Source organism: Undibacterium sp. Tian12W, from assembly GCF_049339405.1.
Lineage (GTDB): Bacteria > Pseudomonadota > Gammaproteobacteria > Burkholderiales > Burkholderiaceae_D > Undibacterium.
In genome coordinates this window covers 169,960-183,904 of sequence record NZ_JBMPPK010000010.1, presented here as the reverse complement: position 1 = coordinate 183,904, position 13,945 = coordinate 169,960, and the positions used below count along the sequence as shown (strand labels likewise).

The following is a 13,945-nucleotide window of genomic DNA, read 5'->3' as shown; positions in this document are numbered from 1 at the left end:
TTATCTACCACATTAAAGATATTAAAAATTCTTCACATGATGCATATTCACATAGCTCGCTTACTTTTTCTCGCTGTTTTAATGCAGCTAACTTGCCCTGCATTTGCAGAGATTGTTCCTGAGTCGGGTGGACATGGTAGTGTCTATTTCGGAAAATACGAACCGAAAGAACCAAAATCGCTGGCAGATATCCCACAGCCTGTAGCCGCAAAACTTATTGAGCACCTTAAAAAACGCCTGGGTGAAGCGCAATATGCACATTTGAAATTTGCAGGTGGTCAGGTGATAAACGCAAAAGAGTTACGTAAAAAAGAACCCAACTCCAGGGACTATCAATGGGAAATTCCGGCCTATATATTGCAATTCGATTTTGAACTACCAGGAATACCCAAAGTCATTTTTCCTGCAGAAATTTCACTCAGATCAGACGCAAGCATAATAGAAGAAATTAATCTGCCCGCTTATGCCACTTCAACAGAAAAACAAGTATTTCATTCTTTCAAAGAATTAATGGGCGTCGTCGCAAAAAAAGGGTTTCATGAAAAAAACATGGCTTACAAGCTCGAATACAATGAAAATGAGGTCCTGGTCAAGAAAAGCATGTTCGAGAAAAACATGACTGTCATGCTCGAATACGATAAAGAACTTGATACTCTCGCTTGGAGGTATACCAAGATATTATCGGACAACGGCTACAGTACACAGATGGAATCCATACTGGTCAATGCGTATTCTGGCAAAATTATCCGCACCACGAAATCCAGGGCTATACGTTGAAGTGAGGTGCCAGGTCTGACATCTCTTGCACCAACTATCAAACAATCAGCCCGCCACACCCAGTATCACGCTCGAAGCCTTGAACAAGCCAGTCACCGTGCCACCTACGACCAAGCCCATGCTGGTCGCGCTTTCATTGGTGATGATGGCAGCCAGTGTCGCGCCACCTGGCAATTCAACCACCACTTCGTTATTGACTGCACCGGGCAGGATGCGGCTGATGGTGCCTGTGAGCTGGTTGCGGGCTGAAAGCCTGGCTTTGGGGTCTTCTTCCATGAGGATGATGGAAGATGCCTTGATGAGTGCAAAGGCTTCTGCACCGATTTGCAAGCCCAGCTCCTGCGTGCTCTCATGGGTGATGATGGCGACTATCTTTTGGCCGCCGGCTATTTCGAGTTCTATCTCGTCATTGATGGCACCGGGTTTGACCTGGCTGACTTTGCCAAGGAACTGGTTGCGTGCGCTGGTTTTCATATTCATTTTCCTGATGAGTAAAAAGTCGTCGGCAATGCCTACGGCCTGCCGGTCTAGCTGGGCGATGAAGTCGCGGTGTTCTTGTTCTATGATCCTGAAATTATTGACCAATTGTTCGCCGCGCTTCGTCAGCCTTGTGCCACCGCCGCCCTTGCCGCCGGTCAGGCGTTCTACCAGGGGCTCGCCTGCGAGATTGTTCATGGTGTCGATGGCATCCCACGCAGCTTTATAACTCATTTTGACGGCTTTTGCAGCCTGGGTGATGGAGCCGCTTTCGGCCAGTTGGGCCAGCAGGGCGATGCGCCCCTTGCCACCAAAATTTTCACCGTCGACTGTCATCCATACTGAGCCTTGCAGGGCGATGGATTTATCTTTCGCTGCCATGTTGTGCTATGCCGTAGTTGCTGAATCCGGAAAGCATACATGGAAGTCGTCGCAATGCGTACATTTTGGTGGACGTAAATCGTGTTTGCCTTGCCTGCGGCCCAGTTCGGCAAACAAAAAGCGCTTACATTTGAGGTTGTGGGTATTCGCCAGAAACAGCTCAGTGAAATATTCCCGCATCAGCGCCGAGACTGCTTCGCGGCCTGACACGCCCAGATCTTGCCACAGGTGGCGGCTACCAAAACTGGCAGCGGCGATGGCGCTGGCCAGCCAACTGGCGAGCTGTGCATTAACAGACACAGATTGATGATCCAGCAATAGCTGTTTCAATTGCATGAATTCGACAGGTGCGGTCTGTAACAGCGCATGGTACTGCTCACCTGATAAGTTCATCAATATCCGCGTATCTGACATGCCGGGCTCGGGAAAGCCACTTGCCAGCATCACTAGCAACTCTTGCTGCGGCAAACCCAGGGTCCAGGCGAACAATGGCAGTTCGCCTTCTTGTGCATGTCTGAGTACACCAGCAATTGCCGTGCGCAAATATACTGCCCCTGCATGAGGCTCATTTTGCTTGCGGATGAAATGCAGTTGCTGGCTGTCCATGGCAGGCTTTCGCTAATCGCTGATCTTCCTGACTTCCAGGGTCTTGAGCCATTTGACATGGCGCAGGCCGGTACGTATGTCCTTGCCGGAGATCATGGCGATGCGCCCTTCTTCATCTGGCAGGGCTTTGCCATCTTTTTCAAAGAAGACCAGTACACCTTCACCAACGGCAGTGTTATAGATTTCACTCCATGAATAGACGACCTTATACCCATCGGTGGCGGTAGCGATGATGATGGTTTTTTTAACGTCATTATGATCGCGTGCTATGACGGTGGCTTTGTCAAGCAGGTCGCGCAGGCGCACGCCTTTGAAGTTTTCCAGCTTGCCTGCATTCGCACCATTTTGTCTGGTCAGCGGCAATTCATTGATTTGCTGTATGGGGAATTTTTTCAGGTCTTCCACGGTCAGCGTCAGCGGTTTTTCAACCGCACCGGTGATGCTCAGGGTCTGGCTCACATACTGGGAGATGTCCCCTGGCTTGTCATGTGAAAACGCGGTGGATGCGTGTAAGAGTATGAGGGCGAATGCAGTGTTGCTCAGTAGCTTGAACATGTTGATGATCCTTAAAAACGGCAATTCAGGTTGGCAAACCACATGCGGCCAGCATTGGGGAAACCGTCTGCCAAAGCATAATTCTTGTCTGTCAAATTGGTGACGCCTGCTTCCAGATTCAGGTTCTTCATGGGCTGGTAAGCCAGTTTCAAATTGAGCGTGGTAAAGCCTGGTAATTCCAAAGTATTTGATACCCAGCGGCTGCTATTGTTTTCTACATAGGCGGTGATATCGACTTGTTCCATTGGATGCAAGGTGGCATGGGCTGTCAGTTTATGGCGCGGGATATCAGTCAGCCTAGTTGCAGGATTGCTGATATTATTGAGATCAGTGAACGTGTAATTGCCACCGAGCTCCAGCCATTGATTGACGCTGCTGCTGAGACCCGCTTCGATGCCACTGATCCTGACCTTGCCAGCATTTTGCATTTGTGATTTGGTGCCAACGACATTGGCAACAGTCTGGATCTTATTGCTGACATCGCTATAGAAAACTGCCGCCTCGGCTTTGGCACCCTGCCACGGTTGCCCCTGGTAACCGACTTCCATATTCAGGGCACGCTCAGGCTGCAAGTCAGGGTTTTCTATAAAGGTGCCCAGGCGTTGTGAATAGCGGTCCTTGAGTGTGGTCAGGCGGTTCTTTTGGGCAATACTGCCATACAGGCGTGCACTATTGCTGAGTGTGTAGAACAAGCCTGCCTGCGCATCGCTTGCAGACTGTGTACGTGGCAGGGAATAAGGGTTGCCGAGACTGAAGACACTGTCCGGCCTTAACTCATGCCTGCCCAGGCCCAGCGACAACAGCAGGGACTGGCTCAGTTGTATATTGTCTTCTGCCGCAATCGACATCAGCACGTCTTTAAAGCGGGTATTCAGCGTACCAACACCATCTAGCTCCTTATGTTCATCTGCCTTGTAATGTCCTATCAGACGCAGGGTATGCGATGAAAGGCGCGTGGATTCCAGCGTCAGCGATGCGCCATTGGTGTGGTCATCATAAATACTGCGGCCAGTGCTGACACTGCCTGAACCAGAAGTCTTGAGCGTGGTATAGCTGTCGTTGGTATAGGTATCGACTTCATTGCCATAGCTATCATGGTAAAGCCTGAGCTTGACGCTTTCATGCTCACCCAGCGTGATATTCGAGATGAAGTACAGACTCTCTTTATCCCAGTAAGGCCATTTCCAGTAGCGTGCGGCGGCGGGTACTGTGGATGGTGGCTGGCCTTTTTCGCCATTTTGTTTGTAATAGCTGATCGCATATTCATCACCGGCATTTGGTGTCAAACCCAGCTTGAAGGAAAACTTGCTGTCTTTACGATAGGCATTATTGCGTGAGCCACCGTTCTCACTGCTGGTCGGAACAAAGTCGCCAGACAGCGAGAAAGTGTCGCTCTGCAGATAAGACAAAGCAGTTTGCCAATACCAGATACCCTGTTTGCCACCGAGATTGACGGCTGCCTGCCGCTCACTGCCGCTGCCCAGACTAACGATGGCATCCCCCTCCAGCGCTGCCCTGGGCTTGCGCGAAATCAGGTTAATTGCGCCACCTAAAGTATTAGGGCCATACGCCATGGAAGAGAAACCCTTGGCCAGTTGTATCGCGGCCAGGTCGGCTGTCGTGAAACGGTTGAAATCCACATAGCCATCATAGGGCACATAGACCGGGATGCCGTCGATGAACAGTGGCACCTGGCGGCTATCGAAACCACGCACGGCGATGGTTTTTTCATTCCGGGCATTGGTGGAAAGACTGACACCTGAGAGCAGGTTCAGCGCGTCACCGATGTTATTGCGGTTGTATTGCTGTATGTCTTTGGCAGTGAGCACAGAGGCAACCTGGTCACCCGTCTCGCCTACTTCAGTCTGAGGCAAGCGCTTTGCGGTCACCAAGACTGTACCCAGTTCAAAAGCTGAGGTCTTGTCTTCGGCTGCCTGAACAGACTGGCTTTGCATGGCCAGAAGAGCAAGGGCAATGCTGGTGGCAAGCAGGCCGGGCTTGAATCTGTGCAATGGAGATTGTTTAAAACCTGACAACATAGTTACTTTCAAAAAAACGTTATAGCAACTTGTATATAACGGTGGTTAAAAATTTTTATGCGGCGCTGAATATGCTGGGTGAGCCGGATGAACCTGCAACAGCCAAACTTGTTTGCAGCTTTCCATCCTGCAGGTTCAGCACATGCTCACCAAACACCTGGGCGTCTTCTGCATCGTGGGTGATGAGTATCATGGGGATATTCAATTGCTTTTGCAGACTGTCCAGTTCTTTGCGCATGCTGATGCGCAGGGGCTGGTCGAGTGCGGCAAAGGGTTCATCGAGCAAGAGCGCGCGCGGTTCAGCGATCAGTGCGCGTGCCAGGGCAGTTCTCTGTTTTTGCCCGCCCGATAATTCATGCGGCATTTGCCTGGCCAGGGCTTTGATGTGCAGGGCTTCGAGCCAGTAATCGACCTTTTCATCCTGTACTTTGGCAGAAGGATTGCGCCAGCCCTGACTGAGGCCAAAGGCAATATTCTGCGCCACGTTCAGATGCGGGAACAGGGCATAGTCCTGGAACAGATAAGCCAGTTGGCGGCGCTGTGGTGGCAGGTTGATACGCGCAGTATGGTCAAACAGGGTATTACCTGCGACATGGATGTAACCAGTATCGGGCGTCATCAAACCGGCGATGGCTTTAAGCACCAGGCTCTTGCCAGCACCAGATGGGCCAAGTATGACGAGGCGCTGGCTATCGCTGCGAACCACAACATCCAGTTCAAAACGACGCTGGCCAGATTGCAGACTCTTGTGTATGTGCAGGTCAAATTGCATTTTATTTGCTCATATTCAAAGGCGTCACATGCGGTTGGCAATACGGCCAGGCGCGAGCTTGCCTGCCAGCAGCAAGACCACAATACAGACTGCCGAAGTCAGCAAGACCAAGGTATTGGCGACATCGTCCTGCCCGGCCTGTACTGCTTCATAGACCGCAATCGATAAAGTCTGGGTCTTGCCGGGTATGCTGCCCGCCACCATCAGGGTCGCACCAAACTCACCGAGGGCGCGGGCAAAGGCCAGCAAGACACCGGCCAAAATGCCACGCCACGCCAGCGGCAAAGTCACGCGGAAAAACACGGCCATTTCAGAAATACCCAACACCCTGGCCGCCTGCTCCAGTTGCCCATCGACCGCTTCAAAAGCCGCTCTCGCCGGTTTGAATACCAGCGGGAAGGCGACAATGGCTGCGGCAATGACCGCACCCTGCCAGGTAAAAATAAAGCTGAAGCCAAAATGATCTTGCAACCATGCGCCGAGCGCACTACGCCGCCCCAGCAAGACCAGCAGGTAATAACCGAGTACCGTGGGCGGCATGACCATGGGCAGGGTCAGTATGGTATCGAGCAGGTCCCGGCCAGGAAAGCGCTTGCTTGCCAGCAGATAACCTACGCCTATGCCAAAAATCAAGTTCAGCAGCGTGGCCCAACCCGCGACTTTCAATGACAATAGCAAGGCTGTCCATGCTGGATTCATCGATAACCTTATTTTTTACGGCTTCTGGAAACCGTATTTAGTCAGGATAGCCTGGCTTTGTGGCAAGAACAAAAAGGAGATGAAACGCTTGGCCTCTTCCCCATTGTTGCTGGCCTTGATTTTCGCAACAGGATAAGTGATAGGCATGTCCAGTGGTACTTCCAAGGCGACCTTGACCTTATCCTTCATGATGGCAGCATCGGTCGCATACACAAAGCCACTCTCGACTTCGCCACGTGCCACATAATCGAGCGACTGGCGCACGTTCTGGGTATAGATGGCCTTGGTTTCCAGCGCTGGCCAGAGTTTTGCTGCCGTCAACGCATGCTGGGTATAACGCCCGACCGGTACGCTAGCTGGGTTGCCAATGGCGATACGCTTGATGCCAGCCTGGCTCAAATCTTCCAAGCGTTTGATGGACAAGACGCTGTCTATGGGAGCAATCAGTACCAGAGTATTTTTAACGAAATCACGGCGGTCAGTTGCAAGGACCAGGCTCTGTTTTTGTGCTTCATCCATGCTCTCCTGATCAGCCGAGGCAAATACATCGACCGGCGCACCTTTGGCAATTTGCTGCAGCAACGCACCAGACGCACCAAAATTCAGCGATACCTTGGCTTCAGGATATTGCGCCTGATAATTTTGCGCGATTTCCTTGAAGGCATTGGTCAGGCTGGCAGCGGCAGAGACTGTGACTTCTGCAGCAAGGCTGGTGGCAGAAATTGTGCAGAAAGCAATACTGGCAATGAGTTTGCCCAGGGTCTTGATTTGCATAAGGTATCCAGAGGGAAATGAGGAACAAGAAGCGTAATATACACTTATATATAGCGACTGAGAAATAAGCAGATTTGAATACTTGATATGTGTCACGAAAATACCCGCTTCCCGGTATTTCTGCGCAAAAACAGGCATTGTTGAGCAACGCTTCTTTCAAGGCTAATGAGTACCTTCAGTGTCCGTAAAAAAAACTGAACGCAAATCATAGCAATTATGCATAATATAACTACAACTAAATTGGCACGCGACTGGATGAGTGATGGCAAGTAAGGCTATGATAGAAAAACTGACGAACTTACTGTTGCAGACATGTGGCCTGATTGCCGTATGCGCTGATAATGTATTAGCAGCCGACTTCAGCATCTTGAGCAGCACGATGAACAAGACCTTTGAAGAGGCTGGGAAGATCAGGCAAGTCGAACTCAGGATGCCATACATCAAAATGAGCGACGCAGATGTTGCCCAGCCCATCAATGATCAGCTTTACATTTATACACTGGGTTATTACGCGCCAGATAACTATGTTCCAGGCTTGACTAATGAAGGCGACCATATTGCTTTTATCCGGGATCTTTCACATGAACTGGTCTATCAGAACGAACGCAGGCTAGCAATAAAGGTCACATCGCTTTTTTGCCGGTCCACCTGCTTGCAGTATGACGAATACTTTAATTTCGATTTGCGAAATGGTCATAAAATTGACTTGCATGAAGTCTTGCAACCGGAAACCAGCAAGATGATGGAGCGAGTAGTTATCGCAGAGTTGCGCAAACGCTATCGCAAGCAAATTGACTTGCTGCAGGATGGAATCCGCAAGTTGAAAAGTGGACAGTATCGTGGCGACCGCAAGCTAAAATACTTGCAAGACAGCCTGCGTGTAAATAAAGACTGCCTGGCAAGTATCAAAGCAAAACTGTCTCCCATGGAATTTTTTAATCAGTACGCGCTAACGAGTCGCTTTTTCGACGACAGGGTAGAGTTCACTAACCGCTGGTGCACCAGTCCTGACGAGAGATATCTGGATAAAGTAGCTACTACTGATTTTACTTTTAGCTATACAAGCTTGCGTCCATGGATGACGGCCTATGGCCGCACCATTTTACTCAACGAAGGCGATGCCACAGGCACAGACTGGAGAGGACAAATCCTGTACGGCAGCATGGGTAAGGAATCAGTCAAAATGCGTGCGGACGAAACCAATAAATCTGGTCTTATCCACTACTCTGGCAATGTGGATATTTACGGTGATCTGCACCAATCATATTTCTTCATGGGCGCGTGGATAGACAATGGTCAATTTAAGCTGATAAGCTTACCCGGTAGCAAACGTATCGCGATAAACCTCAGGCAAAAAGGCAATACCTTGAGCGGCGAGTATATTGAACTGGATGAGGACAATCAGGTTACCAATAATGTACAGCAGATAAAATTGCGTATACCTTGATGGGGAGGTGGAGGCAGAATCACCTCTGACATTCCTGCATTTTCACCCGCAACAAATTTTTCATCGCGACTTTATGAAGAAGCATGGTTCAGATTGAATCTGGCCAGGCTTCACGTTTTTCTTAGATGATTAAATCAATCTAAGCGTCATGACATTAATCCAGTCCAGCATGATAACGTGGTCGATTAATGTGCCCACATTTGTCGTGTCAAACATGAATTTCTCTTGAGAGAGGCTAGCCTGGTATGGTCGTAGCGTTTCATTAGCTTTATGTGAGGAATCAACACACATGATAACGACTTTACTCTTGACCGCTTTCTCTGTACTCATGCCACCAGGCTGAAAACACAGTGTCGTATTTGAGCGAACCCGCTTGCTCAATGTAACAGATGTCTGCGCATACTGACACCGCATCCATACTTCTGTTTTTCCGATTGGAGCACCAAATGCCCAATATTGAATTCCATCCTTTTCCATAGGCTTCAGCTCAGCCTCAGGTTCTGCGCGATGACGAGACAAAGGTCCTGCAATAATTGAAACGATTTGCAAGGCGAAATCTTGACGGTCTGATGTAGCCTTCCATCCAGAAATTGCAGGTTTAAGTACAACACTACCAGCAATCCTGGGTGGGCAGGTTTGCGCCAGTGCGCAAGAACTAATCATTTCTCCCAAAAAAACCAGAGCAAAAATTACTTTTCTCATTTAACGATCTCACAGGAAACAGAACTATGTTACAGGCTAGCCTTACTGCTGCGTTAAATCTGAAGGCTAGCTGCATTCAGATCACAATGTGCTATGAAAGACTAATGTAGTTATAAACTTATCATAAATGCTTTTTGCGCCTGTTATTTCTGCTGTCGGAGCAATCAAGATAATTTCTCCATCATATATTTGGTTGCCACGATTGAATGAAAACAAGGTGCTGACATTTGTCATGCCTGTCTTTTTATTCTTTTGACTTCGACTTGATTGCCAAGCCTGTGCATCTCCCAGGGAAATGGATTTTGAGAGCCAGGAGGGTACGGGAGTATCTTTCTCATCAATCCTCCTATGTATCTCAAAATTGATACACATGCTGATTTGTGAATTCAGGAAAATCGTAAACCCGTGAAATGAAGCGCTCTGGTCAACACCATCCCATCCTGTCAATCCGGCAGGAATAACTGCAGAAAAAGCATAGTCATCATTAGTGATTGATCCTTGAAATGCCCTACCCAAACCAGGCTTTGATGACGTAAGCTGTTCACAGGAAATTACTTGCGGCTGCCGTTCATTGATCGGTCGCGCCTGAGCATTCACAACAAACAGAACATTGATAAGTAAAATCAGAAATATTTTCATGGACTTGTCAGCCTCATTGCCATAAATTGTAAATTGCCCCGTCAGTCAAATATCGCGACACGCCTGACTTCTGATTTTCAACACTGCTAGAAAAAAGGGCAGGTTTCATCAAAGCATTTCTTAAATGTCTTAGCGCCTGATGGCCGCGACCTGATAATAACCGTAAACATAGTAATAAAGTCTGCCAGATAAAAATTGAGTATCCCCAGATATGCTTTGCCAGGATGAGTCGCACTAGCAAACGTCCGTCAAAAAAACAGGCGCATTGTAATGCGCCTGTTTTGAAACAGCGGTCTTAGAAGCTTTCAGGTTTAGCGGCCGCGCGTATCTTCCTCAGCCAGCATGGCTTTCTTGAGACTGCGATCTACCGGGGATTCGCCCAGCCAGATACGCAGCAAGGCATTGTAGAAACCGAGGTCCGGGTAAGGGTCGCCCATTTTCTTGCCGTTCAGTGCTACGACGGTGCCTACTCCGGGTATCCAGTCATTGGTCATGACATCGCCTTTTTTGAGTTCAGGCACGGAGGCAAACAATTCACCGAAACGGATGAATTGCGAAGTCATTTTGGACTTTTCTGCCTTGTCGGTGTTTTGTTGAATGCCGGTCATGAAACCACGCCCGAATTCTTCATTACTGAGGTCGCGCAACATGACGATAGTCACGCGACGTGGCCCTTGTGATGCCAGTACTTCTGGTACTGTGGTCTTTTTCTCTTTCAGATACAGTCCCGCTGCATAGACTTTGAAAATGGCCTTGTAACGTATGCCTGCACCGTTCAACTTCAGATCAGTGCCGCCTACTTGTACGTTTTCATCAAACTTAACCCCGGCAACTTCGGTGGCACTGGCTTGCACACTCATGCATACGGCCAGCGCCAGACCTGCCAGGCGCATTACTGTTTTGTTCAATCGCATTTGTCTCCCCTTTTATTTTAATACCACTTGAAAACTGCCCACCTCGCTTTGGGTTACGAAGGCGGTGCCACTAGCTTACCTGAATTTCAACTTTTGAGCTGTCGGCTTTTTGCAGTGCGTGGCGGGCACTGATGAAGCGGTCAAATTCGTCTATGGGAATGGGTTTACAGAACAGGTAACCCTGATAAGCCTGGCAACCGGCCTGCAGTAAAAATTCGCGCTGCTGTTCGGTTTCCACACCTTCTGCAATGACGTTCAAATCGAGGCTGGCGCCGAGGCTGATGATGGTGCGTACGATGTTGGCATTGTTCACATCGTCAGGCAGATTATGCACAAAACTGCGGTCTATCTTGAGCTGTGTCAAAGGCAAACGTTGCAGATAAGAAAGTGACGAATAACCGGTACCAAAATCATCCATGGAAAAACCGACGCCGAGCTTCTTGATGGCATGCATTTTTTCTATGACGATGGTGACATCTTCGAGCACCACGCTCTCGGTCAGTTCCAGTTTCAACAAGACCGGGTTGGTACCAGTCTCATGCAAGATGCGTTTGACGTCATCGACAAAACCCGGATGGCGGAACTGGCGGGCACTGACATTGACGGCCAGTTGCATGCCGGATTTAACCGGATCATCAGCCCAGATGGCGATTTGCTTGCAGGCTGTTTCCAGTACCCACAGGCCTATCGGCAGGATAAGGCCGGTTTCTTCTGCCAGCGGGATGAAGTCCAGCGGCGACACCAGTCCGCGTGCAGGATGATGCCAGCGCAGCAATACCTCTGCCCCAATGGGGTCGCCGAGCGCACTGACCTGCAATTGATAATGCAGGACAAACTGCTTGTGCATGAGGGCATGGCGCAAATCGGTTTCCATCGCAGTGCGGAATTCCAGCGCTGCCTGCATGCTGGGGTCAAAGAAGCGCACACTGTTTTTACCGAGTGCCTTGGCCTGGTACATGGCCATGTCAGCGCGGCGTAATAACTCATCGATGCCGACTGCTTCGCTGCCAAACATGGTGATACCTATACTGCCTGAACTTTCATAATCAATATGCCCAAGATTGATGGTCTGGCTCAGGGTAATACGGATTTTTTCTGCGACGTTTTCAGCCAGGCCGGCAGCATATTGCAGGTCTTCATGCAAGCCTTCGAGTAAGACCACGAATTCATCACCACCGGTGCGCGAAACGGTATCGTCTGCCCTGACACAGGCATGGATGCGCTTGCCTATCTGGGTCAGTAGCAAGTCGCCCATATTATGGCCCTGGGTATCATTCAGGGTTTTGAAGTTATCCAGGTCTATCATCAAAATCGCACCATAGCGCTGATGCCTGCGGCTTAACGACAAGGCGCGCGCCAGCCTGTCGAGCAAGAGGCGGCGGTTAGGCAAACTCGTGAGTGGGTCAAAGAAAGCCAGTTGGTGAATTTTTTCTTCCGAGACTTTATGCTCGGTGATGTCATTGAAGGAGCCGACATAATTGCTGACCTTGCCGTCTTCATCCAGCACGGCAGATATCACCAGGCGTTCGGAATAAATTTCACCATTCTTGCGACGGTTCCACAATTCTCCTTGCCAGCGGTGATTGCGACGTATTTCGTCCCACATCTGGCTATAGAACGACTCGTCGTGGCGGCCCGATTGCATCAGCCTGGTACCCTGGCCTACGGCCTCGCTGGCTTCATAGCCTGTGATGCGGGTAAATGCCTTGTTGACACGCAAGATGACCAGGTTGGCATCAGTAATCAATATGCCTTCTTCGGTTTCAAAAGCCATCGCGGCAATTTCGAGTTCCTTGTCGGCCAGCTTTTTGTCTGTGATGTCACGCAACAGGGCAACGTATTGCTGCAAAACATTTTGCTGGTCATACACGGGGGTCAGCAATAGCTCCAGCCATAACAGCTGGCCATTGTCGGCCTTGCGGCTGTATTCCAGCGTCAGTGGTTTTTGCTCCTGATTGTCTTGCGTCAGCATGGCGGCGACAGCAGGTGTGAATAAGTCACCGAGTTTTTTTTCATATAAGGCATGCTCTGCATAGCCACTTAAATGACAGGCAGCTTCGTTGACGTAGTTGATATGACCATCGCGCGCGGCGATCATGACGCCTTGCGATGTTGCGCTCAGGGCTTCATTGCGCAAGCGCAGCAGGGCTTCGCTTTCGCGTAATTCTTCGGCGTTGAGTTCACGCTGACGGCGCTTGATGGTCGATTGATAGCTGAGCATCCATGCCATCAGGCAGACGATGAGACCAAAAACTTCGATGAATCTGGATAGCCTGGTCGTGCCTTGCCAGCCACCATGCGGCAAGGCAGCCAGTTCCCAGCTACCGCCCGGCAAGATGATGCTCTGTCTGACGGCATCGCCGGTAAACAAATTGGCTTCACCGAGAAATACTTCACCCTTGCTGCCCTTGGCATCGCGGCCACGTATGGCAAGACTGATTTCATTTTGCACTTGGGCGATGCCAGCCTGCTCCATCAATTGGTCATAATTAACGACCATGGCGACCGAGCCCAGGAACTCGTCACGGTTTTCATGCTGATAGACAGGGATGCGTACCACCAGCCCGACGCCGCCCTGTACCAGGGTCAGTGGCCCGGCTATCTGTATGGTGTGCTCTTCTATCATGCGCTGATAGACTGGCCATTGCTTGGGCAACTGGCGATAATCAACGCCAAGGATTTTTTCGTTGCCTTTGTAGGGATAGACATAACTGGCCACCGTACCCTTGACGAGTACCAGATTGCGTATGCTGGGATTGGCACTGGCCACTTCTGTCGCCAGCACCTTGAATTCTTGCTCAGTCAGGCTGGGCTTGGTGGCGAAAGTGACAGCCAATACCCGGGCGGCAGAAATATTCGAAGTCATGCCGGTGCTGAGCTTAGTGCGCAAGACTACCAGTTTTTCTATGATATCGACTTTTTGCTTTTGTATTGCCAGTTCGCGTTCATTATTGTCCAGAGCCCACAAACCCAGGAACACAATCAGAGCCACGCCCAGAGCAAAAAGCCTGGGATATCTGGATGACAAGCCGATATATGATTTATCCATCAAGGCGATAAGTGTCCTGAAAACAGGCTGAATGTGCCGATTTCTTGATTTAAGCCATTGTTCGCTGCTGAATTTTTACTTATTTTTTGCCTGCTTCTGATCAATCTTTTAACT

General features: G+C 49.7%; 13 protein-coding genes. 2 read left to right on the top strand and 11 right to left on the bottom strand.

The window, feature by feature from the left end; genetic code table 11:
* Positions 1-36: 36 nt before the first annotated feature.
* Complete coding sequence (locus tag ACO0LI_RS14480; protein WP_423033161.1) at positions 37-777, top strand: hypothetical protein; 741 nt, start codon at positions 37-39, stop codon at positions 775-777.
* Positions 778-822: 45 nt separating this feature from the next.
* Here the strand turns inward: ACO0LI_RS14480 and ACO0LI_RS14475 are convergent, their stop codons facing one another.
* From ACO0LI_RS14475 to modA, 7 genes are read right to left on the bottom strand one after another with little or no spacing between them, the layout of a single operon-like run.
* Positions 823-1,635 carry a TOBE domain-containing protein gene (locus ACO0LI_RS14475; RefSeq protein ID WP_423033159.1) on the bottom strand — a complete coding sequence of 271 codons (813 nt, stop codon included), beginning with the start codon at positions 1,633-1,635 and terminating at the stop codon, positions 823-825.
* 6 nt (positions 1,636-1,641) lie between these two features.
* Positions 1,642-2,241 (bottom strand): nitrogen fixation protein NifQ, encoded by a 600-nt coding sequence (locus ACO0LI_RS14470; protein WP_423033157.1) that lies wholly within the window; start codon positions 2,239-2,241, stop codon positions 1,642-1,644.
* A gap of 12 nt (positions 2,242-2,253) precedes the next feature.
* Entirely contained in the window at positions 2,254-2,796 is a 543-nt protein-coding gene (locus ACO0LI_RS14465; protein ID WP_423033155.1) for a molybdopterin-dependent oxidoreductase, read from the bottom strand.
* Between the two features lie 11 nt (positions 2,797-2,807).
* Complete coding sequence (locus ACO0LI_RS14460) at positions 2,808-4,835, bottom strand: TonB-dependent receptor plug domain-containing protein (protein WP_423033153.1); 2,028 nt, start codon at positions 4,833-4,835, stop codon at positions 2,808-2,810.
* A 55-nt stretch (positions 4,836-4,890) separates the two neighbouring features.
* Positions 4,891-5,607, bottom strand: coding sequence for an ABC transporter ATP-binding protein (locus ACO0LI_RS14455; protein ID WP_423033151.1), 717 nt, complete (start codon positions 5,605-5,607; stop codon positions 4,891-4,893).
* Between the two features lie 24 nt (positions 5,608-5,631).
* Entirely contained in the window at positions 5,632-6,306 is a 675-nt protein-coding gene (modB, locus tag ACO0LI_RS14450; protein WP_423033149.1) for a molybdate ABC transporter permease subunit, read from the bottom strand.
* Between the two features lie 15 nt (positions 6,307-6,321).
* Complete coding sequence (modA, locus tag ACO0LI_RS14445) at positions 6,322-7,080, bottom strand: molybdate ABC transporter substrate-binding protein (RefSeq protein ID WP_423033147.1); 759 nt, start codon at positions 7,078-7,080, stop codon at positions 6,322-6,324.
* 277 nt (positions 7,081-7,357) lie between these two features.
* Here modA and ACO0LI_RS14440 point away from each other — a divergent pair, with 277 nt between their 5' ends.
* Positions 7,358-8,527 carry a hypothetical protein gene (locus ACO0LI_RS14440; RefSeq protein WP_423033145.1) on the top strand — a complete coding sequence of 390 codons (1,170 nt, stop codon included), beginning with the start codon at positions 7,358-7,360 and terminating at the stop codon, positions 8,525-8,527.
* A gap of 129 nt (positions 8,528-8,656) precedes the next feature.
* On the opposite strand, the gene ACO0LI_RS14435 is transcribed toward ACO0LI_RS14440, so the two are convergent.
* The 4 genes from ACO0LI_RS14435 to ACO0LI_RS14420 all read right to left on the bottom strand — a co-directional run bounded on the left by ACO0LI_RS14435 (position 8,657) and on the right by ACO0LI_RS14420 (position 13,831).
* Positions 8,657-9,229, bottom strand: a complete 573-nt coding sequence (locus ACO0LI_RS14435) for an STY0301 family protein (RefSeq protein ID WP_423033143.1) — start codon at positions 9,227-9,229, stop codon at positions 8,657-8,659.
* Positions 9,230-9,310: 81 nt separating this feature from the next.
* Entirely contained in the window at positions 9,311-9,868 is a 558-nt protein-coding gene (locus ACO0LI_RS14430) for a hypothetical protein (protein WP_423033141.1), read from the bottom strand.
* 311 nt (positions 9,869-10,179) lie between these two features.
* The gene (locus ACO0LI_RS14425) at positions 10,180-10,782 is read right to left on the bottom strand and encodes a chalcone isomerase family protein (RefSeq protein ID WP_422950843.1); all 603 of its coding nucleotides are present in this window, start codon (positions 10,780-10,782) and stop codon (positions 10,180-10,182) included.
* Between the two features lie 70 nt (positions 10,783-10,852).
* Positions 10,853-13,831, bottom strand: coding sequence for an EAL domain-containing protein (locus tag ACO0LI_RS14420; RefSeq protein ID WP_423033139.1), 2,979 nt, complete (start codon positions 13,829-13,831; stop codon positions 10,853-10,855).
* Positions 13,832-13,945 lie beyond the last annotated feature (114 nt).